Here is a 25,522-nt window from a genome sequence, read left to right as displayed (position 1 = left end):
CCGATTGCGTGCAAGGCTTACTCGGCCCATAAACAGCCGATTGCGGGCGTGGCGGAACGGTAGACGCCAGAGACTTAAAATCTCTTGTCCTTCATGGACGTGCCGGTTCGAGTCCGGCCGCCCGCACCACTCTTTTTGGCGCGCAGCCGCCATACCATCTCTGCGCGCTGTGGTTCGGTTCGCAACGGGTGTCGGTTCAGGCGGGCGCTGGCTGGAACACGCTCTGCGCATTCTGCTCCAGCCAGCATGCATCATCCTCACCAGTTCGTTGTGATCTTCGCCACCGCGCGCCGGGGCTCGCCGTAAAAGCCGCGCACATCCGGATAGGGCAGATAAACAGTGTCGAAAATGTTCGTCACGTTGATCGACAATTCACTGCGCTCATCCAGCTTGAAGCCGAGCCGGCCATCGACAACCGCATAAGCGGGTTGCGAGACGGTTGCCGGGTAAGGGCTTGCGAACGACGTTGAGCTTTCGCTGTACGCACGAACACCCAACCCCAACGAGGTGCCGGCAAGCATGCCATCGGCGAACGTGTAGTTGGACCAGAACTTGAACGTGTGTTTGGGGAAGAACGAATTGAAGCGGGTGCCCACTTCCGCCGGTTGGCCGGCGACGAAGGTTGTGTCGGTGTAAGTGTAACCGCCGGTGAATTCCCAACCCGGCAACGGCCGAGCAGCCAGTTCCATGTCGACGCCTTCCGACAACACCTCGCCCGCAGCAATGTAATAGCCAGAGTTCAGCGGATCACGGAGCGCGCGACCGGTATCGCTGGCGCGGAACAGCGCGAGGCTTGGCAGCAGGCGCCCATCGAACAGCGAGCCCTTCACGCCAACTTCGTATTGCTCACCGACGATCGGCGGTAGCGTAGCGTCGGATGCGTCCGTGGTTGTGATCGATTGCGGTCGGAAAATATCCGCGTAGCTCGCATAGACGGCCCAGTCGCGCGTAACGTCGACAACCACGCCGCCATAGGGCGTGAACACGTTGTCTTCGTCATAGAGCACAGTGGTGACGCCGGTGGCGCTGGCGCGGGATTGCGATTTGTAATTGCTCAGTCGGGCGCCCGCGTGGAGGTGCAGCCACGACATGATCTCAAAGCGCCCCTGTGCGTAAAGCCCTTGCTGCGTAACGTCAGATATTGTCGATGCAGCCTTGCTCAGCTCCACATAGGGCACATCCGGATTGCCCGCAGGCCAAAGTCCGACCGATGGCGCATTGCGTATCCACCGTTCGTGGCCGAAATCCTCGAAGTTCGCGCCGGCAACGATCTCGTGTTTGCGGCCAAGAAAGTTCAGGCGGCCTTTCACGTGCATGTCGCCGGTCCAATGTTCGCCTTCAAACCATGTGGCGCGGTTCAGCAGCGCCGACGTGCCGGTCTGATGAAAGTTTGGGTGCGGGTTGTGGAACGCGAAGCGCTTGTGGTCGTCATAGTCGCGATGCGATAAATTGACGTTCAACGACCAGTCTTCGTTGAAGCGATGCGCAAGCTCGGCTATCAGTTCGTTGCGCCGATAGTTGAACTCGCTCCAGCCTGCGCCGAGGAACATTTTGCGCGGCGTGTAGCTGTTGGTGCCGCGGATATGCATGGCGCCGAAGTATGGGTTCACCGTGCTCTGCTGTGACAGCACGCTCACGGTTAGTGTCGTCTGGTCGGTAAGGTCGAACGCCAGACTGCCGAAGCCCAGCAGCTTTTCGGTGCCTGCGTAGTCGACGAAGGAGTCGCGGGTTTCGGCCTGCACGACGAAGCGCCCGCGCACGGCCCCGGACGCAAGCAAGGGCGTCGATACGTCGATCAGGCCGCGAAACGCGTCCCACTGCCCCGCCGAAATCTCAGTTTTGACCTGACGCTGAGCCAGTGGCGCTTTGCGGACCAGATTTATCGAACCGCCGAGCTGCCCTTGACCCTGCGTCAGGCCATCGGGGCCGCGAATGATCTCGACGCGATCGTAGATCGCGGTGTCGAACCCGGATCCGTAGTAAGTCGTATCGAGCGGCACGCCGTTTTCGGACACGGACATGAGAAAGCCGCGTGCATAGAAGAACGGTCCGTCGTTCAGGTCGCCCTGATTGCGTACATAAACGCCCGGAGCACGCGTGGCGGCCTCTTCCACGGTCGTCACATTTTCATCGTCCAGCCGTTTGCGCGTCAGCACTGAAATGGAACGCGGCGTTTCCTTGACCGGCAGAGCCAGCTTGCCGCCGATGGTGCTGACGGTTGGAATATAACTGCCGCTGTTTTCCGTTGCCGCGGCATCCAAATTGACGCTGTCGGTTGCCTGCAACACCGTTGCAGCAGGTGGCGGCGGAGCAGCACCGACGCTGCCGGATTTCGCCTGCTTGGGTTTTGGCTTCGCCTTGGGCTTTTTCTTTTTTGCGCCGTCGACGACGAGTGCATCGAGCTCCGTTGTCGGCTCGCTGCTGGCGGCGTTTCCGCCGGATTCTTGCGCGGCCGCCCATTGCGGCAACACCACCGATGTGGCCAGCACGCACGCAATCGTGCCCAGAGATACGCGAGCAAACATACACAACTCCACTTTACGCAACCGCTTACGCGCCTCGACCGGCGCCAACGCCCCACAATCTGGATGTTATAACATCCAGATTGGGTCGGTTAACATCGACCGTCGCTGTCGCGCAATCCGTGCTGCTGTCATCGCAACTGTTCTTCGTCACGCTGTATCGTTGCGGCAACGGTCAGGCTGGGGCGCAGGAGGTGCGGGGGCATGCAGGACAATCGGCGTAGCGAGGTGCAGCGCGGCCGTGCTTGCACGCACTCATCAATCGCTGCGCGTCGCGCTGAGTTGTCATGCTGGCGTCGCTGTGTATAACGGCGCCTAGGGTGTCACGCTGCACAGTGCGGTGGGCAGGAATGCGATGGTCGGGCCGCCACGCGGAGCACGCGCACCCGATGCAGCAACAGTCCCATTCTGACCGCCAGCCATCCGCAATCCGTGAAATTCCGCGCGCACAGTTATTGGCTCAGCGGGCATTCGATCGTCTCGAACGCTTTCTCCATATCGAAGCTGTTAGCGGCGTTGTGTTGCTGATTGCGGCCACGGTCGCGCTGATCTGGGCGAACTCGCAGTTCGCCGAAAGCTACCACCACCTTTGGCATATGCCGCTGTCGTTCGGGCTGGGCGAGTTCGTATTCTCTCGCTCGCTTCACTTCTGGATCAACGACGGGCTGATGACCGTGTTCTTCCTTGTGGTCGGCATGGAAATCCGGCGCGAGATTCATGAAGGCGCGCTGAGCAAGTTCGATCAGGCAATTCTGCCGGTGGTTGCGGCAGCGGGCGGTGTGATTGTGCCGGCGTTGATCTATCTGGCTTTCAACGCTGATCCTCTGCGCGCGCACGGGTGGGCGGTGCCAACCGCGACGGACATCGCATTCGCGGTCGGTGTGCTGGCGCTATTGGGCCGCTCCATTCCGTCGAACGTGCGCGTCTTTCTGCTGGCGCTCGCCATCATCGATGACGTCATCGCGGTGCTCATCATCGCGTTCTTTTATTCCGGCGGTCTGGACATCACCGGCTTCTGGGTCGCGGGCGGCGGCATTTTGATGGTGCTGGCATTGCAGCGGATCGGCATCGGCGCGGCTTACGCCTATGTGTTGCCCGGCGCGATCATCTGGACGGGGCTGTTGATGACGGGCGCGCACCCGACGCTGGCGGGTGTGGTGCTGGGGCTGATGACGCCTGTGCTGGCCGCGCCATCGCGTGAAAGTCCGGTCGAGGTCATGGCGCGCATTGCAGGCCAGTTGCGCGATGGCGGTGCCGATAGTGTGAAAGACGCGCATGGTTTGCAGCGGCCTTTGCGGCAGATCCGGCTGGCGCGGCGTGATCTGTTGCCGCCCGTTGTGCGCGTGCAGATGGCGCTGCACCCCTGGGTCGCGTTCGGCATCATGCCGTTGTTTGCCCTTGCCAATGCTGGCGTCACGCTGGGTGGCGTCGATCTCAATGCCAACGGTGCCGCAGCGGTGATGCTTGGCGTCGCGATTGCGTTGGTATTGGGCAAGCCGCTGGGTGTGGTCAGCGCTACCTGGGTGATGGTGCGCATGGGCTGGGCGAAGCTGCCGCCGGGCGTAACCTGGGGTTCTTTGGTGCTGATCGGCCTTCTGGCAGGCATCGGTTTCACGATGTCGATCTTCATTGCGATGCTTGCCTTCGCCGACGAGAACCTGCTGGCAGCGGCCAAGCTTGGCGTGCTGCTTGGGTCGGTTATTGCCGCCGTTCTCGGGCTTGCGTTTGGTGCGGTGATCATCCGTCGTCGACGGCATAATCCGCAGTCGAGCTGAGCCATGCTTTGACGGTGTCCTATCGCGTTGCGGTGGCGAGTACCCGCATCGCACGGCTAAGCGGAGCGCGCGTCGATGCGTTGGCGCGCGCATTGTGATTCCCTGCCAGATGCTGGGCCAGGTGGCGCGTGTTGAACTTGAGGCGGCCGATTTTACATATCGCTTAGGCAGTCGAGATCGACGCGCAACCTGAGCGCAGAATTGTCAGGGAAAGCAGCTGGAATTTAGAGCCAGTAAAATTGCTGCGTGTGCACACATCAAAGGGCCAGGCAATCCGCACTCCATCGCTTGAAAATGCTGCGCTGCACGCGTTCTGGGAGGCCGTTTTTCCTAATAATTCCCGGCAATTGGCTCTGCGGCCATCTGTCTTGATCGACGGAGCTTAATTGACGTCATTGGCATCGGCTGCGTAGCATGGCCAAATGCGGTCCATGAGGTACAAAAGCGCAGTCTGTCTGATGCTCGCCGCCCTTTACGGGCTAGCGATGATGACGCTGCCGCTTGCGCACGTGCCTATGAAGCCGACGCCGGACCTAACGGCGTTCGCGCTGCCGGATGGCACAGTTCCGCACCTATGCGCCAAGGCGTCGATCAACGGCTCAGCCGAAGTCAAAAGCGCAATCTGCGAAGCTTGCCTGCTCGGTCCAGCCATTTGCCCGTTGCCGGAATTTGCGCTGGTTGTTCCCGACTTCCTGTTGCCTGTGCGGCTCTCGTTCGCACTCAAGGTTCCTGAACTACCATCTCGGTTTGAAGCACCTGCTCAGCCGCGCGGACCACCGCTCAACCTCGCCTAATCGAAACATCATCCAACGGAAGACACCGGCCTTTCCTGCGTGGACGGCTGGGCAAGATTTGGCGAGATCTTATCAATGACGAAAATGGACACTGCTGCGCGGATCATGTCCGCGCGCGCTGGCGATGCTGGCCATATGCCTCACCGCACGGCAACTGTGCTTAACCCCGCTGCGCTGCGAGGCCTTGGCGACAAGGCAACAACCGTTGTCTACTCCAAGGGGCGCAAGGTTTTCGAGCAGGGGCAACCGGCAGACGTCGTCTATAAGGTTGTTTCCGGTGCGGTTGTTCTTTCCGCGCAGAACGATGTCGGCCATCGGCAGGCGATGGAAGTGGCCGGCGCCGGCTCGTTCCTGGGCTTCTCCTCCGCCGAGACATATCAATCGTCTGCGGAGGCAATCTCGCGGACGATGCTCATGCGCATCAGCCGCGATGCCATAGAGCAGTCACCGGCGCTGCAGCGCATGATTGGCGACGCTCTCACCAGCAAACTTGAAAAGCTGCAGCGGGAGGCCAGTGCACGCCTGCGCACCAATGCGGCTGGAGCGCTGGCTGGCTTCATCCTTTCGTTGCCCAAGGCCGATGGCAATGGCGATTCCGGTGAGCTGCGGATCGTGCCCGCGCAGCAGGATATCGCCTGCTGTCTGGGACTGGCGGCGGCGACTGTGGGCCGGGTGCTGCGGCGGCTACGGACTGCTGGCGCGATCATGCCGTTGAGCAAAGATCGCATCGCTATTCTCGACCGCGACCTGATGGAGAAGATCTGCGTGGGTGAAGCGGCTGGCTTTTAAGCCGCCCGAGCATCGCCCCCGAAAGTAGAGCAAAAGCAGCCCGGTCTCATCGTTGTGCCGGGCTGCTTTTTTTGCACCTGCGTACAGGATGAAAGCGGCTGGTCGCGCCGCGAATATGTAAGGAAGATGTAAAGGAAGGGGGGAGGCCAAACGGCATCCTGCCGCCATATGCTGCCCGGCTGTGGGATCCGTCTCGGATGGCCGGCGAGATGTGTTGCTTACATCGTCATGGCTACCGGACAGGATCGCAATTCCTGCAAGTCTGGTGACGATATGAAAGCTGAAACGGTCGCGCGTGGGGGCGCGGAACAAAACAACTGGAAACGGAGGATTGGCGTCATCATCCTGCCGGCGCTGGCGGTGCTGACCGCGCCGCTTTTCCTCAACGTTCCCACGTCTGCCAGCCAGAACGTGCAGCTGAAGCCGATTGAACAGCTTGGCGCCCGCCTGTTCTTCGATACGAACCTGTCAAAGAATCGCACGCAGTCCTGCGCGACCTGCCACAATCCGGAATACGCATTCACCGATCCGCGTGAATCAGCTGCCGGGCGCGCCGTATCGATGGGCGACGAAGCGGGTGCGATGGGCGATCGCAATACGCCGACGCTCATGTATTCGCATATGACGCCGCCGCTGACGAAGCACGAGAACGGCAAGATTACGGGCGGACTGTTCTGGGATGGTCGAGCCGACAATCTGCAGGAGCAGGCCAAGGGGCCGATGCTCAATCCGCTTGAGATGAACATGCCGGACGGCGCATCCGTGGCGGAGCGTATCCGCGAGAACGCCGACTATGCCGTGCTGTTCAAGCAGCTCTTCGGTGATGATGTTTTCTCAGATCCCGAGAAGGTGTTTGACGCCGCTGCTCAGGCGCTGGCGGCATATCAAAGCACGGCAGAATTTTCGCCGTTCGATTCAAAGTACGATCGCGTCCTGCGCGGCGAGGAGAAGTTCACGTCGCTGGAGGACTTTGGCCGTCAGGTGTTTCTGACATGGAACTGTCAGCTGTGCCATCGGCCGATACGCAGCGGTGGCGATCTCTCGACCGAGCTGTTCACGAGCTTCGAGTATCACAACATCGGCTTGCCGGTGAACCCGAAGGCGCGTGAATTGAGCGGCAAGGGCAGCGACTATGTCGACACCGGATTGAACAGCGGCACGCACGTTGCCGATCCGGCGCAGGCCGGAAAATTCAAGGTGGCGACGCTGCGCAACGTGGCTGTAACCGGGCCTTACATGCACAACGGTGTCTTCGACAAGCTGCGTACATCGATCGAGTTTTACAACAAGTACACCAGCTTGCAGCCAGCGGCCCAGATCAACCCGGAAACGGGCAAGCCTTGGGGCGATGCTGAGGTGCCGGAGAACCTTTCCACGTTCCAGCTCAAGACCGGACTGGCACTGAGCGACTATCGCATCAAGGCGCTGGAAGCGTTTCTCAGAACGCTGACGGACAAGCGCTACGAGCATCTGATGCCGGAGATGGGACAGTAGGTCAGTGTGTGATGTTAATCCCGGCGTGCGAGCTGCATAGCTGGCGCGCCGGGGCTCCCGATCAGAGGGTGGGCAGCAGATAAGTCAGCGCGCCGTGAAACTGCTGCTGGCGGCGCTCGCCCGGCCGGTTCTCGGGGAACTGCACATCCGAATATATGAACATCAGGTGCGTGTCGGCGAATGGGCCAGACTTCGGCAGGTACTCAAGCTTGATGTCGAGTTCTCGTTGATCGGAACGCGGTGCTCCGGTTGCCGGATCGATTATCCCGTACGCATTGCCGTACAGAACGGCAAACTTCAGCCCATCGGCGACAAGTTCCGAAAAGTCATATGAGATGCCGCCGACAATCGCTGTTTGGCCAGCTTCGTTGAAGTGCATCTGGTCCATGTTGGTATAGGCAGGAAAGCTGCCGAACGGGTTGACCAGATCGTCGCTCTTACCGTTGTTTGAGAACGCAACATAGCCGGTTGCGTTGGCGTAGCTTGCTGCGGCCCGCGCGGAAATCTGTGATGCAGAGAAATCACCGCCGCGCATCAGCCTGGAGCCGACCGATTGCTGGTTGGTGTAATTCACGCTGAGGCGGAAATCGACCTCATGAATGATCGTCGGTAGAAGCCAGTCGGCCTCAGCAAATGCGGTGTTGAGTACGTCTGGAATGAGATAGTTGAAGCCGCCGATGGTTAGACCATCGACGGGTGTCAGCTTGAGTCCGCCGAACAGCATGCCTCGGTCTTCGTGGATGCCAAGTTCGTTCGAGAACGAAACGAAATAGCTGGAATCGCGCGCCTTGAATCCCCACAGATAGCCGCCGCCATAATCAAGCCAGCTCGACTTATCGCGCTGCCGTGTGAGTACGACGCCTTCAACCGTGTTCGGGATCATGCGCGTGTCATACGGGTTGACATATGGCGTCTTCAAAAGCTGTCGACCGGTTGTGAGCTCCTGTCCCAGAAATCGCATTCTGGCGTTGGCAACCGAGAGCGCACTGACTTCCGCCTGTTGCTCAGTCAGCAGCAGTGTGCCGCCTTCGCCGGAAGGCGCGTAGAGCGGCTGCGAAGTAGCGCCAACAATCTCAAATTGCAGGAAGTCGCGATAGAAGCCGGTTCGCAGCGACACCGCGCCGCCGCCGGCCCATGCCTGCTGGCGTGACAGGTTCGCATTGTCCTGCCGCAAGTAATGGGTGCGCGCGTAAAGGTCGACCACCATGTCGCGGAAGAACGGGTCGGAATATTGCAACCGCTGTTTCAGGTTCTGCATCAGCACCGGATGTGAATGACTGTCGTCATCTGCATCGCCACCGGTGCCGCGTGGATTTTGATGTGGTCCGCCGGGAAGTGCAGCCTGCGGCTCGAACGATCTTTGCGATGGGCTGTAAAGATCGCGTGCGCTTGACGGAATCCGCTGCGCGGAGTCGTCTTCATCGGCAAGCAAAGGGGAGGTTGCCAGGTGGAGCGCAACCGACGCCAGAAGCAATGTCCTGATGCGAAGAGCAGCGCTGTTCGAACTGGATAGCGACTGCATCGTGCCCGTCACCTCGAATCAGATTGCGATTCACAATACTTCGGCGGTACCAAACCATCCAAAATTCGGCAACGACTGGTTGCAGAAGGGCGCGCGGCAACGGGAGCGGATGAAACAAAAATGGCGATGCCAATGTGGCACCGCCATTCCACTGTCGTTTGCAGGCTGAATGACTACTTCACGACCGGCTGATACGAGCGGCGCAACGCACCCATCACTTTCTCGTTCAGGTTCAGCGTGCCCTTGACCATCTCCGGCGGTGTAAGCGCCATCCACTGGTTCAGTGAGATGTCGCGGTAATCCCTTGAGTTGAACACGTTGATGACCTGCAACGGCTCAGTGCCCGTATTCTCGATGTAGTGGCCAAGTGTTTTCGGAACACATCCGACATCGCCAGCCTGGAAATCGAAAGTGCGTGCGTTTGACGTTGCATCGAACACCGTCATGCGCCCCTTGCCCTTGGTGTAATACTGCAGCTCGTCGGCGTCAGGATGCCAATGAATTTCACGCAGCGCACCGGGTTCAAGGTCGATGATCAACGCGGCAAGCGTCGTTTCAGGGAAGTGTCGCGCGTCAATAATCTTGGTCGAGCCACCGTCAAACTTTGTCGCTGGCACCTTTGAGGCGTGGAACACATAGGGCTGGGGTGCTGGCACTTCGGTCAATTGCTTGCGCACGACGTCAAGCGGCGGCGGCACCGGCAACGGGAAGATGTACTTCTGGTGCTTCGGCAAACTGTCGAAGTCTGCTTCGGGCAGCCCGAAGTTTTTGGATACAACCTCGCGCGGCATGTGGGCCAGAAACTCGGTGATCAGCAGCGTCTGGTTTTCAGAAAACTGGGCGTCGTCAAACACCAGAACAAACTCGGTGCCTTCTTCCAGCCCCTGAATGGAGTGCGGTACGCCGGAGGGAATGAGCCACACGTCGCCGGGTTCGAGGTCGTCCACATACGCGTGCCGATCTGCATCGACTACGGTAAGACGCGCCTTTCCAGCCGTGATGTAGGCCCACTCGGCTTCCTTGTGCCAATGCAGTTCGCGAACCACGCCAGGCCCAAGCCGCATGTTGACGATAGCCATGGACGTGAGAGCAGGCAGTTCGCGCGCTGTGATTTCGCGGGCCCATCCGCCTTCTTCAAGACGGTTATGCGCGAACGCGAACGGAAAATGCATGTTGGGAAGCGAGCCGGAATCCGTTGGCGGCGGAGCAAATAGATCCGGTGCCATTAGCTCAAGCTCAACGTTGCGCGGGCCTGCTATTGTAGCACCACGCTTGCCCTCGATCGGCTCCGGCGGACTTGTGTTTGGAACGCGCTCTTGCATAAATGAAAGCTCCTGAACAGATAACTGAATAACGCCCCCAGCTTTGCTTGCTGAGTACATCCCGACGAATAATTTGCCTCGGGATAATGTCTGTTCAGCTCTAACGGTCGCGTGAATTTCGCCATTTCAATTTAGAGCTTCTATTTCGCGCATGTTGCGCCTCAAGGTTATGCCTCACTCAGGATAACCCGTTCACCACGTTGACGTTGGGGAATGTTGCAGCCGTAATTGGAACGTTGTGGTGCTGCGGGCTGAAACAGGACGGGTGCGGAATGACTGCGATTATCCAGGATATTGCATCAATATTTTTCGTTCTGGCGTTGGGGTATTTTTCGGGCAAGCGCAATTCGTTCTCTCAGGTTCAGGCGGCGGGTTTCAATCACCTGGTGCTGAACTATGCGTTGCCGGCAACGCTGTTTGTGTCGATCGCCAATTCAACGCGTGAGGAGCTGTTCTCAGACACGCGATCGTTGCTGGTATCAACGGTCGTTCTGGTCGGCTGGTATGTCATCTCGTTTCTGGTGGCGATGTTCGGGTTCAGGCACAATAAGCAGGAATCGGGCATCGCGGGCTTGAGTGCCGCCGCGCCAACGGTTGGATTTCTGGGCATGGCGGTGTTGTCGCCATTATTCGGCGGGCAGGCTGCGCTCAGCGTTGCGATCGTGGCGCTGGTGGTGAACGTACTGCAGGTGCCGCTGGCCGTTTTCTTTGTCGCGCCGGGCGGAACCAATCCGGTCAGCTCGCTGATCAACGCCTTGAAGCAGCCTGTGGTGCTGGCTCCTTTGATCGCCGTGATCATCGTGGCGTTGGGTCTGCGTTTTCCGCCACTGGCCGATCCACCGCTCGAATTGATCGGACATGCAACGTCGGGCGTTGCAGTGTTTGCCGCCGGCTTGGTTTTGTCCGCGCACAAGTTCCATCTCAATCTGGAAGTGATCTGGAACACGATTGTGAAGCTGGTTTTTGTGCCGGCCTGCATGTTGGGCGGTGCGATGTGGCTCGGCATTTCCGGCATCAAGCTTGAGGAACTTGTGCTGCTGGCAACGCTGCCGCCCGCGTTTACCGGCATCGTGCTGGCTGGCCGATATCAAACGTATGTCGGCCTTGCCTCGTCTACGCTGATTGTCACGTCGTTCATGTTCGCGATCGCCGCGCCGGCATGGATTGCACTGGTGCGCTATCTCGCGGCCAACTGACGATTTCACACTGCCGCTGCGGCTCGAAGGCAATTTGCTTTCGGGCCGCGTTGCATTTTATCGGCGCTGTCGGTGTGCGTGATGCAGAAATTGCCCCGGACCAGAGGTCCGGGGCTCGGCTGCCAAGGGGAGGGCGCCCATCGGCAAACCGGGATGAAGCCGCGGGGGGATCGGCTTCGTCATCCAATAACGTCGCTCACTGATGAGCGTTCCAATTTTAGGGTGACGTGTGCGCCCGTGCCCAGTTTGGGGAGGGGCAATCGCTTTTTTGGCAAATGGGCCGTTTAATCGGCTGCCCGAATTTGCTCCAGCGAATCAGGTATTTGCTGGCCAATGCTCGAAAGACTGCAAAGCATCGATATCAATGAGGTTCGGCAGGCGCTGGAAAACGCCCTGGCCGATGTGCCGCAGGTTGCATTTTATGCAATTGGCGGCGCGATCGCATTTGGCGCGCTGGTGCTGCTGCTGCGCGCCATGGAACGCAGCAATCGGGCTAGAACCGACGCGGCTCATGCCGCCTCGCAGGAAGCCGCCCAGGTGGAGTTTGCCGAACTGAAGGGCCGCCTGTCCGCGATAGCCGAATTCACCGCGCAGCAAAACGCGGAGCAGGTGCGCGCTTTGAACGATCGGCTGGATGGCATGGCCCGCCATCTGGCACAAACGCTGGATGTGACTTCGGCGCGGCTGGGTGACAACCTCAACGAAGCCGGGCGCCGTACATCTGAAAGTCTTTCAACCCTGAACGAGCGTCTGGCGCTTATCGATCAGGCGAACCGCAGTCTTGCCGACCTATCAAGCGAGGTCGTGTCGCTGCAAAGCGTGCTAGCGAACAAGCAGGCGCGTGGTGCGTTCGGTCAGATGCGCATGGAAACGATCGTGCGTGATGCGCTGCCGGCCCGCGCCTACGATTTCCAGCCCACGCTTTCCAACGGCAAGCGTCCCGATTGCGTCATCCGGTTGCCGAATGCCGAAGCGCTGGTGGTCGATTCAAAATTTCCGCTGGAGGGGTTTGAGGCGTTGCGCGTGGCGCAATCGGCCGAGCAGAAGCGCCGGGCCTATGCCGCCATTCGCGAGGCAGTGGGGCGGCACATCGCGGCGATTTCCGAGAAGTATCTGATCCCGGGCGAGACGCAGGAAACTGCCCTGATGTTCGTGCCATCGGAATCCATCTGCGCCGAGCTGTTCGAAAAGTTTCCCGATCTCGTGCAGGGGGCGCATCGCGCGCGCATCATGATTGTTGCGCCGAACACGCTGATGCTGGCGGTGCAGACCGTGCAGGCGCTGCTGAAGGACGCCAAGATGCGTGACCACGCCGATGTCATCCAGCGTGAGGTTGGCCTGTTGCTGACGGATGTGGGGCAACTGGTGGAGCGGGTGTCGGATCTGGAGCGGCACTTCACGCTGTCACGCAAGTCTCTCGACAAGGTGACTGCGGCAACGTCGAAAATTCTTGGACGTCGGGAGCGGCTGTCATCGCTCGATCTGGAGGCGATGGAGGGCAGCGGCGGCAACGGCGCGGCGATGCCGGAGTTACAGACGGCGACGGTTGTGTCGGCAGCGGATACCTCGACAGGTAATCATTGAATGCCTCGGCGCACCGGCGACCTGACGGACGGGCGCGTGTAAATTAGCCGACAGCGATGTTCAAGCCGGACGCATGCCATCGGCGTTGCGCGGGCCGAATGTCATCAGCAGCGCAAGAGCCAGCACAAAGCCGCCGATCACGTCGGTGGGGTAATGGACGCCCTGATAGATCCGCGCCAGACCGATGCCTGCAATCAACGCGATGAATGGCGTCAGCGCCACCGCGCGCATCCAGGCATCGGGCATTCGCGCCGTGACGAGCATGCCGATGAAGCCGAAGAAACACGCAGCCATCAGCGCATGACCGCTGGGAAAGCTAAAGCTCTCGGGGGCCTCACCGAACACCGGAACGGGCCGCGCCCGCGCCATCAGGTACTTTACGAACAGGTTAGCGAGAAACGCAGCGCCCATCAGCAACGCCAGATTGATCGCCAGCAGCCTGTGACTGAGCAGCAGCAACGCCACCGCGATGACGGCCGCCATGCCGTAGATCACCGGCGCCGATCCGATGTTGTTGAGCGTGTTAGCCAGCTCCGTCAGCCCCGGCGTTGCCCAGCTCTGCACAGCAAGCAGACCGGCGCGGTCGAACTCTTCCGTCAAGCCGATGAAAATGGCGACGGCCAGCACGAAGAAAATGTTGAACCCCATGCGCGCGCCGGCAAGTGCGCTGCGTTTCGTAAGTGGCTGCTGCTTGATTTGCGTCACTTCGCTTCCCCGCACACGGTGCCGATGCCCTCTGAACACGTCTATGCACCATCGATCAGCGTGCGCATAGACATTGCCGTCGAGGCAGTAAAAATGCGGGCGACGAGAAAAGCGATGTACCTATCCAAGTTGGTGCAGCGTTATTCCTTGATCCAGTCGCTGCACTTCACCGGCTCGGTGGCACCCCACGGGCTGATCGGAACTGCGGCGGTGGCGCTTTCCGGACTGCCCTCGATCGGGCGATCGGTGTAGGCGAGATAGACCAGCACGTTGCGCTTGGCATCGCAGCCGCGCACGATCTGCATGCGCTTGAATATCAGCGAGCGGCGCTGGCTGAAGGCTTCATCGCCCTGCTTCAGTTTACCCGCGAACTTGATTGGCCCGACCTGCTGACACGCCAGAGACGCCTTCGGCAGCTCCTCGGCCAGCCCCAGCCATCCACTCCAGCCGCCCTTTTCCGGCACGGTGAAGTAGCAGGTGACGCCTTCGACATCGGGATCGTCGATGGCGTAGGTCGCCAGCTTGTGGTCGGGCGAGAAGAACTGCCAGACGGTTGTTTTCTTGAAAATGAGGTCCGGATCCTTCGCCAGAGCAGCCACCGCCGAGAGCGTTACAAGACCGAGGCAGAGGGCAAGCGCGCGCATTCCGATATTCTCCCGATTGACGCCGACGGATCGGCGATTGCAGATGGCGATAGCGGCGGCGGGCTGCAATGGTCGGTGGTTCACCCGAGGCCGGCCACAGTAGCGGGCGGTTTTCTCCGTAAACGGCTTCCCGGCAATTCTGGAGAACGCAATTGGCACGGCAACCGATCAGCGTCGCGGCGAAAGTTTTTGCGGTGGTCTGCGGGCTAGGGCCGCCCATCGGTGGCCTGGTCGGCTTGGTGCTGTTGGAGAGCTTCCGGTGGTCGACGAATTTTTACGACGGCTCGCGAACCGCCATGGACGTGCTGAACACCGCTTTTGGCTGGCTGCAGATTTCATACTTTATCGGGGCTGTTCCGGCGGCGATCTGTGGGTTGGCGCTGGCGGCTTGGGTCGCGTGGGGGCGGCCGATCACGGTATCGGCCTGCTTGGCGGCGTCGCTGATCTATCCGGCGGTACTGGCACTGACGGCTTTTTTTGCAAGGGATTCGATGGGAAGGAGCGTGGTGTTCTTCCATGCTGCCATCGTGGGCGGCTTTTCGCTTGCGGCCGCGCTTGGGTGCTATCTGTTGCTGCGCGCCTTCGGTCTCGTACGCATCACCAATGCCGCAGGTGGGTGACGGCGCGGTGGGATGTGCTAAAAGCCCGCCATGAGCACGCCCCGCAAAACGCGCAAATCGATGCAAAATCAAGAGGCTCCCGGATACCGTCCGTTCTGGGAGGTGAAGAACCTTGATGAGATGTCGCGCGGTGAATGGGAGATGCTGTGCGACCGGTGCGGGCTGTGCTGCCTGCTGAAGGTCGAGGACGAAGATACCGGCGATATTTATCTCACCCGCCTTGCCTGCAAGCTGCTGGATACGCAGAGCTGCTCCTGCAAGGATTATGAGAACCGCAAGAAGAAGGTGCCGGACTGCATCCGCATCACGCCGGATATGATCGACGCACTGCCGTGGCTGCCATACTCGTGTGCCTACCGCGCATTGGCTGAGGGCCGCCCGCTGGAATGGTGGCACCCGCTGGTTTCCGGCGATCCGGAAACGGTGCACAGCGCAGGTATATCGGGGCAGGGCTGGATCCGCAGCGAGAAGGGCGTGAAGGAGACTGACATCGCCCGCTACATAATTGGCCAGGCAACTTGATTTTTTCTCGCACCGGCGACTCCCCTCCGGGGAGCCGGCCGCCGGTGCGAACCGAAGAAGCGTGATCGTGCGCCGGCTTCTGTGCTATGGCGCCCGCATGGGCGGCGCTTTCAGGCTGCCGATCAGCCGTTCCCTCATCAGCGAGACGAAATCAAAAAATGGCGCCACCGCTTCTGCAGCTCAGCGACATCGCGCTTACCTTCGGCGGCCATCCGCTGCTCGATGGTGTCGAGCTTTCCGTTTCGGCCGGAGAGCGCGTGTGTCTTGTCGGGCGTAACGGCTCGGGCAAATCCACGCTGCTGAAGATCGTCGCGGGGCTGGTCGAGCCGGACCGTGGCGAACGCTTCATCCAGCCCGGCGCGGTTATCCGCTATCTGCCGCAGGAGCCGGATTTCGCCGGCCATGCGACGACGCTCTCCTATGTCGAGGCCGGTCTGACTGCCAGCGATGATGCCCATCAGGCGCGCTATCTGCTGCAGCAGCTGGGCATGACCGGAGAAGAAGACCCCACGAACCTTTCCGGTGGCGAAGCGCGCCGTGTGGCCTTGGCGCGGGTGCTGGCGCCACAGCCCGATATCCTGCTGCTAGACGAGCCCACCAATCACCTCGACATGCCAACCATCGAATGGCTGGAGGGGACGCTCGCCGGTCAGCGCGGTGCGCTGGTGATCATCAGCCATGACCGACGGTTTCTGGAGTCGCTCTCGCGCGCAACGCTGTGGCTGGATCGCGGACAGGCGCGTCGTGTCGAGGTGGGCTTCAAGGATTTCGAGGCCTGGCGCGATCAGCAGCTTGCTGAGGAAGAGGTGCAGCAACACAAGCTCGACCGCAAGATCGTGCGTGAGGAGCACTGGGTTCGTTACGGCGTAACAGCGCGCCGCAAGCGCAACGTGCGCCGCATGGCCGAACTGGCGGGGTTGCGCCAGCAGCGCAGTGACCATCGCCGGGCGACAGGTAAGGCTGTTATCGAGGCAGCGGAGGCTGACAAATCCGGTGCGCTTGTGTTCGAGGTCAAGAACATCGCCAAGCACTATGGCGATCGCCCGATCGTTGACGGCTTTTCGGCCCGCATCATGCGCGGAGATCGCATCGGCATTGTCGGCCCCAACGGCTCGGGCAAGACAACGCTGGTCAACATGCTGATTGGCGAGCTGGCGCCGGACAGCGGCGAGGTGCGCATCGGTGCCGGCATCGAGATGGCATCGCTGGAGCAGGATCGCGACAGTCTCGATCCGAACTGGACACTGGCCGAAGCGCTGACGCGCGGCCGTGGCGATCAGGTGTCGGTCGGCGGCAAGACGAAGCACGTCGTGAGCTACATGAAGGACTTTCTGTTTCAGCCGGAGCAGGCGCGCACCCCGCTGCGTGTGCTATCCGGCGGTGAGCGTGGACGCCTCATGCTGGCGCGCGCGCTGGCCAAGCCGTCCAACGTGCTTGTGCTTGACGAGCCGACCAACGATCTCGATCTGGAAACGCTCGACGTTCTGGAAGAGATGCTGGCGGATTATTCCGGCACCGTCGTTCTCATCAGCCATGATCGCGACTTTCTCGATCGCGTCGTGCATTCGGTGATCGTGCCGGAAGGTAACGGCCGCTGGAGCGAGTATGAGGGCGGTTATTCCGACATGCTGGGGCAGCGCGGCAGCGATCTCTCCGGCCGGGCGACAGGTAAATCAAAGGCTGCGAAAAACGCTGGCGGATCAGAGGCGGCGGCGGAGAAAGCCGCTAAGCAGGCCGCGTCCGCTCCGGCGTCGAAACGCAAGTTGAGCTTCAAGGAAAAGCATGCGCTCGAAACGCTGCCGAAGCAGATGGCCGCGCTGCAGACCGAAGCGAAGCAACTCGGCGCGGCGCTAGCCGATCCGAAACTCTACACACGCGATCCCAATGCGTTTGCCGAAAAGTCAGCCCGTCTGGCGGCGGTTGAGGCAGAGCTTTCAAGCGCTGAAGATCAGTGGCTTGAGCTGGAAATGCTGCGTGAGGAAATCGAGGGCGGCTGATCGGGTGATCGAGCGGCCTTTCGCCGATGTCACTTTATGTTGCGCGTTGCGACGTTGGGTTTGCATTGCGCTGTTGCAGCCAATCTAATGCGCCGTGCGCGGCCCATGCTCCGGTTGCGAAGCACGCTTGCAGCAGATAGCCGCCGGTCGGCGCTTCCCAGTCCAGCATCTCACCGGCGATGAATACACCCGGTTTGCGCTTCAGCATTAGGTGCGCGTCGACCTCGCCCCACTTCACGCCGCCCGCACTTGAAATGGCAGTTGCGAGCGGTGCTACACCGGTAAGACGCAGCGGCAGTTGCTTGATGAGTTCAGCCAGCTCTTGCGCGTCGAGTTCGGACAACGGCCGGGATGCGCATTCATGCAGCAGCGAAATTTCCACCGGTGAAAGTGCTGCGGCTTTGCGCAGAAACGTCGCCAGTGATTGCTTGCCGCGCGGCTTGGCGAGACGTGCAGCCAGATCATCCATTGTAATGTCCGGCCTGAGATCGAGCCATAGCAGCGCCGAACCCTTCGCCAGGATGTGATGGCGGATGTCGGTGGACAGCGCATAGATCGCGCCGCCTTCAATGCCCCGCGCGGTTATCAGCGCTTCGCCGCGCACCGTTTCAGCGTTGAACGTTACCGCGATGCGTTTCAGCGGTTTTCCTTCGCAGCGGGATTTGAAAACATCCGACCATTCAGCCAGAAATCCGCAGTTCGCAGGCAATAGCGGCGCCACTTCGGTTCCAGTGTTTTCGAGCGGAGCGATCCAGTCGCCGGTCGAGCCGAGACGCGGCCAGCTTGCCCCGCCAAGCGCGAGTATGGTGGCGTCTGCCTTGATGGCTTGCGGCCCTGACGGCCCTTCCATCAGCAGCGCGCCGTCATCATCCCAGCCGCGCCAGTTGTGGCGCATGTGGAACGAAACGCCGGCCGCTGTCAGGCGCGCGATCCATGCCCGCAACAGTGGTGAAGCCTTCATTACTTGCGGAAAAACGCGGCCGCTGGAGCCGACAAATGTTTGTTGGCCGAGCTCCTCGCACCAGCGTCGTACCGCGTCCGGCGGCAGAGCGTCGATCATCGGTCGGAGCTGTTCCTCGCTGGCGCCGTAGCGGGTCAGGAAGCGGGACAGGTCTTCACTGTGCGTCAGGTTCAGGCCGCCGCGGCCCGCCATCAGAAACTTCCGTGCCGGCGAGGGCATGCGGTCATATACAGCAACACGCGCCCCGCCGGCGGCCAGCACTTCCGCTGCCATCAATCCAGCCGGGCCGCCACCGATAACGACTGCAGTGCCGATGCTACCTGTCTGCACGATGTTTCCTAAAACGTTGGGGTGTTTCAATCACACCTAACCTAATAGCTATGTCTTTGGAATGCTGAAGGGAAAATCCGGCCGCGTCGAAGGTGCCATGGTGCGGCATGGCATCTGTGCCGTATTAAGCGCGGAACGACTTTCTCTGTCGTTTTGGAATTGCTTCCTCTGCACCGGTCACGGCTTCCCTAGGCGGCGGCAGCGCCGCACGATAAGTTGGGCAATGAAGGCATCAGATCCGGCGTGATGTCTGGTGGCTCCAGCGAAGCCATAATTTCACTTGGCGCGGATCACCACGCTCGGGGCCCCTCGGTATGAAGATTCTGCTTGTCGACGATCATATCGTGGTGCGAGAGGGCATCCGCAGGCTGCTTGCCGACCTCGGCGAAATGGAGTTGCACGAGGCTTCGTCCGGAGAAGAGGCGTTGGCGTCGTTTCGCACGTTGGCGCCTGATCTGATCGTCCTGGATCTGAACCTTGCCGGCATCGGCGGCCTTGAACTTCTGCGTCGCCTTATGACCGAGGACGACAAGGCACGGGTGGTGGTGTTCTCCATGCACGCCGAGCCGTTGTACGCGGCACGGGCATTACGTCTCGGGGCACGGGGCTACGTAAGCAAAAGTGCGGGGGCGGATGAGCTTATCACCGCCGTGATGCGCGTGGGCGAAGGGGGACGCTACGTCGAACGCGAAATCGCGAGCGCACTGGCCTTCACGCAGCTTTCTGCGGAAGATCCTCTGCAGCAATTGACCATGCGCGAGATTGAAATCCTGCGGCTCCTGGGCGAGGGCAACAGCCTCGCAGAGATCGCGCAGACTATTGGAATAGCGTACAAAACCGTAGCCAACACCTGTTCCATTATTAAGAACAAACTCGGGGTCGGCCGCACTGCGGATCTCATCCGGGTATCTATGGAAATGAAGTAGCCGAGCTCCCACATCCATTGGGTGGGTTTAGTTTGGCTCGACATTCGCGCTTGGCGCGATTGATGCGACACATATCAGCGGCGCTGCGGCTTTTTCCCTCGGAAAGCATTTCGGCGCTTGCAATTCGTCAGCATGCACCATATCCGTTGCGCAAAAATCAGAAAAATGGATCGACACGCACGCAATGCCCCGCGTTATTATTTTTCAGCATTCGCCTAGCTGTAGTGCGGGTACCATCGCGGGTCACCTGAAGGCCGACGGGGCCGAGCCCACCATCATAAAATTTTATGCAGGCGATCAGATCCCGGATCTGGATCAATTCAATATTATGATCGTCCTGGGCGGCACTATGGATGTGTGGGAAGAGGACGCTTACCCCTGGTTGCGAGCTGAGAAAGCAGCAATCCGCCGTTGGGTAAAAGACTTGGATCGCCCGTATTTTGGCGTCTGTCTTGGGCATCAGTTGTTGGCAGATAGTTTGGGTGGTGAGGTTGGCCCCGCGACTGCGTGCGAATTCGATCTGGCGGAAATATCGTTGTCCGATGAGGGGATGTGCCATCGCCTGTTTGAAGGGGTGGAGCCGCTGTTTCGCGGTGTTCAATGGCACTGCGCAGAAGTCAAACGCCTGCCCGATGGTGCGACCTGTCTTGCTTCCAGCCCGCAATGCCGCGTGGCGGCCATGAGCTACGGATCGGCAGCCTTCGGGCTGCAGTATCACATCGAAGCGAGCGAGCAATCGATCCGTGAATGGGCAGACTCGGATGCAAGTCGAGCTGCATTAGCGCGGCAATATCCGCCTAACTACGCCGTTGGCGTACAGCGCCGCGTTTCTGAGTCTTTTGCCGACATTCTGAAAAACTCGCGGCGCATCTACGACAACTTCATGCATGTCGCCATTGAGCAGATGCAGGACTAGGTCGCTCGCCAGCCGTAAAGCCAATCGTATTGCCGCATCAAATGTTGCGGCGGGGCAATGCGCAGCACAGCGTTCCGTGCCAGCGCAACTGCGCCGTCGAGATGATAGATGCGGCCATTGCGCTGCGACGCTGCCACGACGCGAGCAACACGGGCGCGGCGCTTGCTGGCATAATCCGCCAGCAGCCCGCCAGTTGTTTTCTGCTTTGACCCGAGCGTTGCGGCCAGAACTGCTGCGTCTTCCAGCGCCATAACTCCGCCCTGAGCAAAGAACGGTAGCATCGGATGGGCTGCATCTCCGGCCAGTGCGACGTTGCCGATTGCGAGTTGAGCGGGCACCGGCAGCGTGCGCAAAGTCCAGCGCTTCCAGTCGTGTGTCTGCATGATCAGCTTACGCAGCGCGGGGGCGGATGCGCTCAGCGCCTGCTCTATTTCACCGACCGGAACCGGCTCGTTCCAGCTGTCGCTCAGGTGCGTGTCGTCCAGCACCACCACCATTGCCAGTTCCTGGCCTCCGGAAACCGGATAATGCACGACGTGCGCATCGGGCAGCAGCCAGATCGTTACAATCTGCCGCCGCAACTGTTCGGGTGCAGCGGCGATGGGGATGACGCTGCGCGCGGCGCTCTTGCCGTACGGCGTTGGTTGTGCGGCATCGAACAGCGAGGTGCGTACGGTCGAGCCGATGCCATCCGCTGCAATGAGGGCGAAGCCGCTTGCGCTTCTGCCGGCGGTCGTTGCGACGCTCACGCCTGCATCGTCGGAGGTGATCGAAGCAGCGGTATCGCCCAGCGTGATGGTAATGCGCGGTTCGGCTTCAGCCGCAGCCAGCAGAGCTGAGTGCAGGTCGCGTCGGTGCGCAGTCCAATAGGGTGCGCCGTGCCGTTGCGCGATCCAGTCTCCGAGTGGCAATAGAGCAAGCTGCGCACCGGAGCGCCCGTCGCGCACGCTCAGCGCTTCCGGAGTGCCAACCAATGGCTGCAGCCGTTCCGCTACGCCAAGCTGCTGCAGAATGCGCGTCCCGTTGGGGCCGATCTGAATGCCGGCGCCTTCCTCGCTGTAGTTGGCGCGCTTTTCCAGGATGTGCGAGGCGATGCCCTGTCGGGCAAATGCAAGCGCGCTCGCCAGCCCGGCGATGCCGCCACCGAGAATAAGCGCCGGCGCATTCGCAATGGGGCTGGCGGCTGGATCAGTCATGACTCGATCAGGCACAGCGTGGCAGGGCTAGCCGGTGGTGGTGCCACCAGATGCAGGGCCGGCGTATCAGGCAGCTTCTTCAACAGGCGAGGTCAGGCAACCCGGTGGGTCCGTCTCATCGGCGGCCAGGCGCGGATCGTACAGATAGAGGGTTGAGCAGTAGGGGCACAGGATCTGCCCGTCGCTGCCCATGTCGAGAAAGACATGGGGGTGATCGAACGGCGGCCGCGCGCCCATGCAGTTCAACTCGCGCACACCGACGAAAATTTTCTCAACGCCATCGTCGTTGGCGAGATGGGGAACGAGACTCGAAGCCATCGAATTACCCTGCATTATCTGATCCGTATGGGCGGACCATAGCCGCATGGAAAGTCAAATGATAGGGGTACGGCGGTCGCGTTTTAAGCAACGCCCACCGTCCGTGGAAAGGATCGCTCCCGTGCGCACGTTCAGCTCCGACGGCACCGAGATTGCCTTTCTTGATCAAGGGGAAGGCGAGCCGGTTCTGCTGATTCACGGGTTCGCATCGAACATAGTCACCAACTGGATCGACACTGGCTGGGTCAGGACGCTGACCGAGGCCGGATACCGCGTCATTGCCTATGACAATCGCGGGCACGGCCGCAGCGAGAAGCTCTATCGGCTGGAAGATTACGGCGCCCCGCTCATGGCGGAGGACGCGTGCAGGCTGCTGGATCACCTGGGCATCGAGCGCGCCCATGTGCTCGGCTATTCGATGGGCGCGCGCATCTCGGCGTTTCTCGGGTTGGCGCATCCTGATCGCGTGCGCAGCTTGGTGTTCGGCGGGCTGGGTATCAACATGGTGCGCGGATTGGCTGGCACGGCGCCGATCGCCCATGCGCTGGAAGCCGCCAGCATTGATGACGTGACCAACCCCACCGCGCGGACATTCCGTTCGTTCGCCGAACAGACCGGAAGCGATCTCAAGGCGTTGGCTGTCTGTATCCGTTCAGCACGCGCGCCTCTGACGGCGGATGCGGTAGCAACGCTGAAGCGTCCGGTGTTGGTCGTTGTCGGGGACCGCGACGTGATCGGCGGCTCAGCGGATGAATTGGCGGCGCTGATCCCTGGGGCTCAGGCCGTAACGCTCGCAAATCGCGATCACATGAAGGCTGTGGGCGATCGCAAATTCAAAGCGGCGGTGCTGGATTTCTTCGCCGCCGTGGACGCGGGCTGACAAACGGGGCGCGGCTGTTGGCAGCAGGCGCTGCCCTCGCGGGGGCCTTAAGAAACACTGCCTCTGAAATACGAGGCCCCGGCCAATCGGCGCTTACATCCCAAAAGACAAACGCGGGGTTGTCAGGGACATAGCAGCCGACCAAAAAGCCGGGGCCAAGACGCAATACACACTCGAACGCAGCACATACGCACAACGAACTGGCCGCCGCCGAGGGTCTGGAAGCTCCAGACAATCCAGTCATATCAAGATCGTGGCGTGCGGTCTTGTGCTTCCATTGCGATCGCGACATTTGTGCTGTGGAAAACTCTGCTGTGTGGTTGTTTTGCGCGTCGATATCTGGGTTGCGCCGTTTTTGAGTCGCACTGCCGCCGGATTGGCCTGCTCATCTTCGTCCCGGGAAAGATGGCACGTTTACAGTCCATTAGGGTTACTGCGGTTAGCGTCTCGCATCATGCCATCTGTCCGTATCTGCGTCCTCTTTGGCATTATTAGCCTCCCGTGGCTGCTCAGCGGCTGCGGCGGCAGTGCCACACAATCTTTCATCGCCAAGGACGAGCCGTGGCGCTCGTCAGAAGAGCGCGCCTGCCTTGCGGCCGGCGTCGTGCGCGAAAGCCCTTATATCAAGACCAAGCTTTCGCTCGGCGGCCCAGGTGCCTGCGGTGCGGAGCAGCCCTTCGAGCTGGCGGCCGTGCGTAATGGCAATGTGACGCTGAAGCCGGTAGCATATCTGAGATGCCCGATGATCCCGCAGGTGAACCTGTGGGTCCGGGAGGTGATCGAGCCCGCGGCATTGCGCTATTACAACTCGCCGCTGACGGAGCTGCGCATCGCCGGCTCCTATTCCTGTCGCCCGATCAATCACGCGTTCGGAGCGGTGCTGTCCGAGCACGGCCACGCCAACGCGCTGGATGTTTCCGGATTTGTGCTGGCGAACGGCAAGACGGTTTCGGTGAAAAAAGGCTGGCGCGGCGACAAGCGCGATCAGGCTTTTCTGCGCGAGGTGCGTGCCGGGGCCTGCCATCATTTCACGACGGTGCTCAGCCCCAACTATGATCGCAACCATCACGACCACTTCCATGTCGATCTGGCGCGGCGCGGCAAGGACGGTTTGCGGACTGTCTGCAAGTAGCTGCGGCCTAGAGCCTGTCAGCGTTTCGTTGAACCGCGGACAGCTCTGGCTCGTGCTTCTTGGCGGAAAACCGGTTCTCACTTTTCTGGAAGCACGCTCTAGTCGTCGTCCTCATCGCAGGCGACGGGGAACTCAGCGCTTGGATCCAGACATACAAGGTCCGGCTGCAACCGGCTGGCGCTGGGCGGCGAGGGATGCCGGGCTGCAAGAGCGGTGTGCGCGATAACAATCCATCCGAAGACGATCAGGCATAAGGGGGCGCGGTGCATGGGCGATATCCCGACAGCAAGCCGCAATTATACTGCGCCGAAGGCCGCGCGAAAATACCGACCGGCTTGGAGCGTCGATCATTGCCATTGCGCGGCGCCGTGATCGCACTGACGCACTGAGTTTTAGGTGTTCAGTCGCTTACTGCTGATCGCGCTCAGCGAATGATGGCGTGTCGCCATCTTCGGCCTTGGCCGACATCTGCTCGCGCTTGGCGGCGAAATAGTCCTGCGCGGCATCCATATCCATCGCAGCCATCTCGCGCACCGCACGCTCACGCAACGCGCGCATGGCTTCAACATCCATATCGTCGATGTTGATGTGCTGGGCATACTGCATGGCGATCAGGCCGGGGCCATCATCGGCGGGAGTATAACGGAACACGTTGAACTCCATCACCTCGCTGCCTTCAGCCCAGGTAAGGAAATCGATGATGGCTTCCTTTTCGTTGCTGACGTCGATGGCGTAGTTGGCGTCGGGATTTGTTTCCTTCACCACCTTGCCCACGGCCTCAACTGCAGCCGTGGGGTCAGTGCCCATCTGCGGATAGGCATAGAAAGCAAACAGCTTCGACCAGTTCTCGACGGTTTCACCCTTGAGGGTGAATTCAGCCAGAGCATTACCCATCGAGCCATCAGGCAGCGCTGCCTGATCTTCGAAGTTTAGCGTGAAGCGCTGTCCATCGAATTCCACCGCGAGAGGATCAGCCGCTTTCGGATCGGCATAGACCATGCCGCTGAGCGACATGGTGGAGACCACGGCAGCTAGGACGATTGGCAGAACGCGCATCGGTGCTTGACCTTAGTTATGTAGCGAAAATGACCGGTTAAAAATCACGGATGTCGCGTTCGGAAACGATACGGTCGAAAGGCTCGTCATCGTGGCGCACCCGATAGAGCTGCGCTCCTTCTTTGAGCTGGAGGAGCTGCTCAATCCGATACGAGGCATCAGCGACCATAAGGCCGATTTCAAGGCCCGTCAGCTGCACGATAGCACCCACTTCCAGCTCACGATCCGCCATCGCCTGAACTCCTTAGCTTCCGGCCGCAACAATAAGCAGCGCCGGCAACAGCGCTATCTAACCTCTGCAGCCTGAAGGATGCGTGATGC

The 25,522-nt window shown here is 60.5% G+C and carries 23 protein-coding genes and 1 tRNA gene; 14 read left to right on the top strand and 10 right to left on the bottom strand.

The window, feature by feature from the left end; genetic code table 11:
• Nucleotides 1-42 precede the first annotated feature (42 nt).
• Nucleotides 43-129, top strand: a tRNA-Leu gene (locus C6Y62_RS01760).
• A gap of 128 nt (nucleotides 130-257) precedes the next feature.
• Here C6Y62_RS01760 and C6Y62_RS01755 read toward each other — a convergent pair.
• Nucleotides 258-2,525 (bottom strand): TonB-dependent siderophore receptor, encoded by a 2,268-nt coding sequence (locus tag C6Y62_RS01755; protein ID WP_173952548.1) that lies wholly within the window; start codon nucleotides 2,523-2,525, stop codon nucleotides 258-260.
• A 386-nt stretch (nucleotides 2,526-2,911) separates the two neighbouring features.
• Here C6Y62_RS01755 and nhaA point away from each other — a divergent pair, with 386 nt between their 5' ends.
• From nhaA to C6Y62_RS01735, 4 genes are all read left to right on the top strand, one after another.
• Nucleotides 2,912-4,297, top strand: a complete 1,386-nt coding sequence (gene nhaA, locus C6Y62_RS01750; RefSeq protein WP_173952547.1) for a Na+/H+ antiporter NhaA — start codon at nucleotides 2,912-2,914, stop codon at nucleotides 4,295-4,297.
• A gap of 458 nt (nucleotides 4,298-4,755) precedes the next feature.
• On the top strand, nucleotides 4,756-5,091 hold the full coding sequence (locus tag C6Y62_RS01745) for a hypothetical protein (RefSeq protein WP_068460736.1): 336 nt from the start codon (nucleotides 4,756-4,758) through the stop codon (nucleotides 5,089-5,091).
• Nucleotides 5,092-5,166: 75 nt separating this feature from the next.
• Nucleotides 5,167-5,880 (top strand): Crp/Fnr family transcriptional regulator, encoded by a 714-nt coding sequence (locus C6Y62_RS01740; RefSeq protein WP_173952546.1) that lies wholly within the window; start codon nucleotides 5,167-5,169, stop codon nucleotides 5,878-5,880.
• Nucleotides 5,881-6,153: 273 nt separating this feature from the next.
• Nucleotides 6,154-7,374 carry a cytochrome-c peroxidase gene (locus C6Y62_RS01735; protein WP_198491318.1) on the top strand — a complete coding sequence of 407 codons (1,221 nt, stop codon included), beginning with the start codon at nucleotides 6,154-6,156 and terminating at the stop codon, nucleotides 7,372-7,374.
• A 61-nt stretch (nucleotides 7,375-7,435) separates the two neighbouring features.
• Here the strand turns inward: C6Y62_RS01735 and C6Y62_RS01730 are convergent, their stop codons facing one another.
• Both C6Y62_RS01730 and C6Y62_RS01720 read right to left on the bottom strand, forming a co-directional pair.
• Nucleotides 7,436-8,896 (bottom strand): OprD family outer membrane porin, encoded by a 1,461-nt coding sequence (locus C6Y62_RS01730; protein WP_210257967.1) that lies wholly within the window; start codon nucleotides 8,894-8,896, stop codon nucleotides 7,436-7,438.
• Between the two features lie 173 nt (nucleotides 8,897-9,069).
• Nucleotides 9,070-10,218: a cupin domain-containing protein gene (locus C6Y62_RS01720; RefSeq protein WP_173952543.1), complete on the bottom strand. Its 1,149-nt coding sequence runs from the start codon at nucleotides 10,216-10,218 to the stop codon at nucleotides 9,070-9,072.
• 272 nt (nucleotides 10,219-10,490) lie between these two features.
• Between C6Y62_RS01720 and C6Y62_RS01715 the strand changes: the two genes are divergently transcribed.
• Nucleotides 10,491-11,414, top strand: a complete 924-nt coding sequence (locus tag C6Y62_RS01715) for an AEC family transporter (RefSeq protein ID WP_173952542.1) — start codon at nucleotides 10,491-10,493, stop codon at nucleotides 11,412-11,414.
• A 333-nt stretch (nucleotides 11,415-11,747) separates the two neighbouring features.
• Nucleotides 11,748-12,998 carry a DNA recombination protein RmuC gene (locus C6Y62_RS01710; RefSeq protein WP_173952541.1) on the top strand — a complete coding sequence of 417 codons (1,251 nt, stop codon included), beginning with the start codon at nucleotides 11,748-11,750 and terminating at the stop codon, nucleotides 12,996-12,998.
• 60 nt (nucleotides 12,999-13,058) lie between these two features.
• Here the strand turns inward: C6Y62_RS01710 and C6Y62_RS16285 are convergent, their stop codons facing one another.
• Nucleotides 13,059-13,703, bottom strand: a complete 645-nt coding sequence (locus C6Y62_RS16285) for a phosphatase PAP2 family protein (protein ID WP_173952540.1) — start codon at nucleotides 13,701-13,703, stop codon at nucleotides 13,059-13,061.
• Between the two features lie 140 nt (nucleotides 13,704-13,843).
• Nucleotides 13,844-14,347 carry a CreA family protein gene (locus C6Y62_RS01700; RefSeq protein ID WP_173952539.1) on the bottom strand — a complete coding sequence of 168 codons (504 nt, stop codon included), beginning with the start codon at nucleotides 14,345-14,347 and terminating at the stop codon, nucleotides 13,844-13,846.
• A 152-nt stretch (nucleotides 14,348-14,499) separates the two neighbouring features.
• On the opposite strand from C6Y62_RS01700, the gene C6Y62_RS01695 reads away from it, so the two are divergent.
• The 3 genes from C6Y62_RS01695 to C6Y62_RS01685 all read left to right on the top strand — a co-directional run bounded on the left by C6Y62_RS01695 (nucleotide 14,500) and on the right by C6Y62_RS01685 (nucleotide 17,486).
• Nucleotides 14,500-14,967, top strand: coding sequence for a hypothetical protein (locus C6Y62_RS01695; protein ID WP_173952538.1), 468 nt, complete (start codon nucleotides 14,500-14,502; stop codon nucleotides 14,965-14,967).
• Nucleotides 14,968-15,027: 60 nt separating this feature from the next.
• Nucleotides 15,028-15,489, top strand: coding sequence for a YcgN family cysteine cluster protein (locus C6Y62_RS01690; RefSeq protein ID WP_173953042.1), 462 nt, complete (start codon nucleotides 15,028-15,030; stop codon nucleotides 15,487-15,489).
• Between the two features lie 158 nt (nucleotides 15,490-15,647).
• Nucleotides 15,648-17,486, top strand: coding sequence for an ABC-F family ATP-binding cassette domain-containing protein (locus C6Y62_RS01685; protein ID WP_173952537.1), 1,839 nt, complete (start codon nucleotides 15,648-15,650; stop codon nucleotides 17,484-17,486).
• A 34-nt stretch (nucleotides 17,487-17,520) separates the two neighbouring features.
• Here the strand turns inward: C6Y62_RS01685 and C6Y62_RS01680 are convergent, their stop codons facing one another.
• The gene (locus C6Y62_RS01680; protein WP_338074311.1) at nucleotides 17,521-18,777 is read right to left on the bottom strand and encodes a BaiN/RdsA family NAD(P)/FAD-dependent oxidoreductase; all 1,257 of its coding nucleotides are present in this window, start codon (nucleotides 18,775-18,777) and stop codon (nucleotides 17,521-17,523) included.
• A gap of 314 nt (nucleotides 18,778-19,091) precedes the next feature.
• Here C6Y62_RS01680 and C6Y62_RS01675 point away from each other — a divergent pair, with 314 nt between their 5' ends.
• Together C6Y62_RS01675 and C6Y62_RS01670 are read left to right on the top strand one after the other, a co-directional pair.
• Nucleotides 19,092-19,703, top strand: a complete 612-nt coding sequence (locus tag C6Y62_RS01675) for a response regulator (protein ID WP_173952536.1) — start codon at nucleotides 19,092-19,094, stop codon at nucleotides 19,701-19,703.
• 184 nt (nucleotides 19,704-19,887) lie between these two features.
• Nucleotides 19,888-20,619, top strand: coding sequence for a type 1 glutamine amidotransferase (locus C6Y62_RS01670; protein WP_173952535.1), 732 nt, complete (start codon nucleotides 19,888-19,890; stop codon nucleotides 20,617-20,619).
• Here C6Y62_RS01670 and C6Y62_RS01665 read toward each other — a convergent pair.
• Together C6Y62_RS01665 and C6Y62_RS01660 are read right to left on the bottom strand one after the other, a co-directional pair.
• Nucleotides 20,616-21,815 (bottom strand): FAD-dependent monooxygenase, encoded by a 1,200-nt coding sequence (locus C6Y62_RS01665; RefSeq protein ID WP_173952534.1) that lies wholly within the window; start codon nucleotides 21,813-21,815, stop codon nucleotides 20,616-20,618. The two genes, C6Y62_RS01670 and C6Y62_RS01665, sit on opposite strands and share 4 nt — an antisense overlap.
• 66 nt (nucleotides 21,816-21,881) lie before the next feature.
• Entirely contained in the window at nucleotides 21,882-22,133 is a 252-nt protein-coding gene (locus C6Y62_RS01660; protein ID WP_173952533.1) for a zinc-finger domain-containing protein, read from the bottom strand.
• Nucleotides 22,134-22,191: 58 nt separating this feature from the next.
• Between C6Y62_RS01660 and C6Y62_RS01655 the strand changes: the two genes are divergently transcribed.
• Both C6Y62_RS01655 and C6Y62_RS01650 read left to right on the top strand, forming a co-directional pair.
• Nucleotides 22,192-23,013, top strand: coding sequence for an alpha/beta fold hydrolase (locus C6Y62_RS01655; protein WP_198491319.1), 822 nt, complete (start codon nucleotides 22,192-22,194; stop codon nucleotides 23,011-23,013).
• A gap of 454 nt (nucleotides 23,014-23,467) precedes the next feature.
• A complete protein-coding gene (locus C6Y62_RS01650) occupies nucleotides 23,468-24,145 on the top strand; it encodes an extensin-like domain-containing protein (protein ID WP_173952531.1) in 678 nt (225 codons plus the stop codon).
• 408 nt (nucleotides 24,146-24,553) lie between these two features.
• On the opposite strand, the gene C6Y62_RS01645 is transcribed toward C6Y62_RS01650, so the two are convergent.
• Together C6Y62_RS01645 and C6Y62_RS01640 are read right to left on the bottom strand one after the other, a co-directional pair.
• Nucleotides 24,554-25,201, bottom strand: coding sequence for a hypothetical protein (locus C6Y62_RS01645; protein WP_173952530.1), 648 nt, complete (start codon nucleotides 25,199-25,201; stop codon nucleotides 24,554-24,556).
• Between the two features lie 37 nt (nucleotides 25,202-25,238).
• Nucleotides 25,239-25,433, bottom strand: coding sequence for a hypothetical protein (locus tag C6Y62_RS01640; RefSeq protein WP_173952529.1), 195 nt, complete (start codon nucleotides 25,431-25,433; stop codon nucleotides 25,239-25,241).
• Nucleotides 25,434-25,522 lie beyond the last annotated feature (89 nt).

Origin of the sequence: Hyphomicrobium sulfonivorans (assembly GCF_013306565.1) — a bacterium.
Lineage (GTDB): Bacteria > Pseudomonadota > Alphaproteobacteria > Rhizobiales > Hyphomicrobiaceae > Hyphomicrobium_A > Hyphomicrobium_A sulfonivorans.
This window is presented reverse-complemented; position numbering and strand designations above follow the sequence as displayed.

Coding starts and splice junctions, on each gene's coding strand:
- C6Y62_RS01755 (WP_173952548.1), bottom strand. CDS start 2,525: ATGTTTGCTCGCGTATCTCTGGGCACGATTGCGTGCGTGCTGGCCACA.
- nhaA (WP_173952547.1), top strand. CDS start 2,912: ATGCAGCAACAGTCCCATTCTGACCGCCAGCCATCCGCAATCCGTGAA.
- C6Y62_RS01745 (WP_068460736.1), top strand. CDS start 4,756: ATGCTCGCCGCCCTTTACGGGCTAGCGATGATGACGCTGCCGCTTGCG.
- C6Y62_RS01740 (WP_173952546.1), top strand. CDS start 5,167: ATGACGAAAATGGACACTGCTGCGCGGATCATGTCCGCGCGCGCTGGC.
- C6Y62_RS01735 (WP_198491318.1), top strand. CDS start 6,154: ATGAAAGCTGAAACGGTCGCGCGTGGGGGCGCGGAACAAAACAACTGG.
- C6Y62_RS01730 (WP_210257967.1), bottom strand. CDS start 8,896: ATGCAGTCGCTATCCAGTTCGAACAGCGCTGCTCTTCGCATCAGGACA.
- C6Y62_RS01720 (WP_173952543.1), bottom strand. CDS start 10,218: ATGCAAGAGCGCGTTCCAAACACAAGTCCGCCGGAGCCGATCGAGGGC.
- C6Y62_RS01715 (WP_173952542.1), top strand. CDS start 10,491: ATGACTGCGATTATCCAGGATATTGCATCAATATTTTTCGTTCTGGCG.
- C6Y62_RS01710 (WP_173952541.1), top strand. CDS start 11,748: ATGCTCGAAAGACTGCAAAGCATCGATATCAATGAGGTTCGGCAGGCG.
- C6Y62_RS01700 (WP_173952539.1), bottom strand. CDS start 14,347: ATGCGCGCGCTTGCCCTCTGCCTCGGTCTTGTAACGCTCTCGGCGGTG.
- C6Y62_RS01690 (WP_173953042.1), top strand. CDS start 15,028: ATGCAAAATCAAGAGGCTCCCGGATACCGTCCGTTCTGGGAGGTGAAG.
- C6Y62_RS01685 (WP_173952537.1), top strand. CDS start 15,648: ATGGCGCCACCGCTTCTGCAGCTCAGCGACATCGCGCTTACCTTCGGC.
- C6Y62_RS01675 (WP_173952536.1), top strand. CDS start 19,092: ATGAAGATTCTGCTTGTCGACGATCATATCGTGGTGCGAGAGGGCATC.
- C6Y62_RS01670 (WP_173952535.1), top strand. CDS start 19,888: ATGCCCCGCGTTATTATTTTTCAGCATTCGCCTAGCTGTAGTGCGGGT.
- C6Y62_RS01665 (WP_173952534.1), bottom strand. CDS start 21,815: ATGACTGATCCAGCCGCCAGCCCCATTGCGAATGCGCCGGCGCTTATT.
- C6Y62_RS01660 (WP_173952533.1), bottom strand. CDS start 22,133: ATGGCTTCGAGTCTCGTTCCCCATCTCGCCAACGACGATGGCGTTGAG.
- C6Y62_RS01655 (WP_198491319.1), top strand. CDS start 22,192: ATGATAGGGGTACGGCGGTCGCGTTTTAAGCAACGCCCACCGTCCGTG.
- C6Y62_RS01650 (WP_173952531.1), top strand. CDS start 23,468: ATGCCATCTGTCCGTATCTGCGTCCTCTTTGGCATTATTAGCCTCCCG.
- C6Y62_RS01645 (WP_173952530.1), bottom strand. CDS start 25,201: ATGCGCGTTCTGCCAATCGTCCTAGCTGCCGTGGTCTCCACCATGTCG.
- C6Y62_RS01640 (WP_173952529.1), bottom strand. CDS start 25,433: ATGGCGGATCGTGAGCTGGAAGTGGGTGCTATCGTGCAGCTGACGGGC.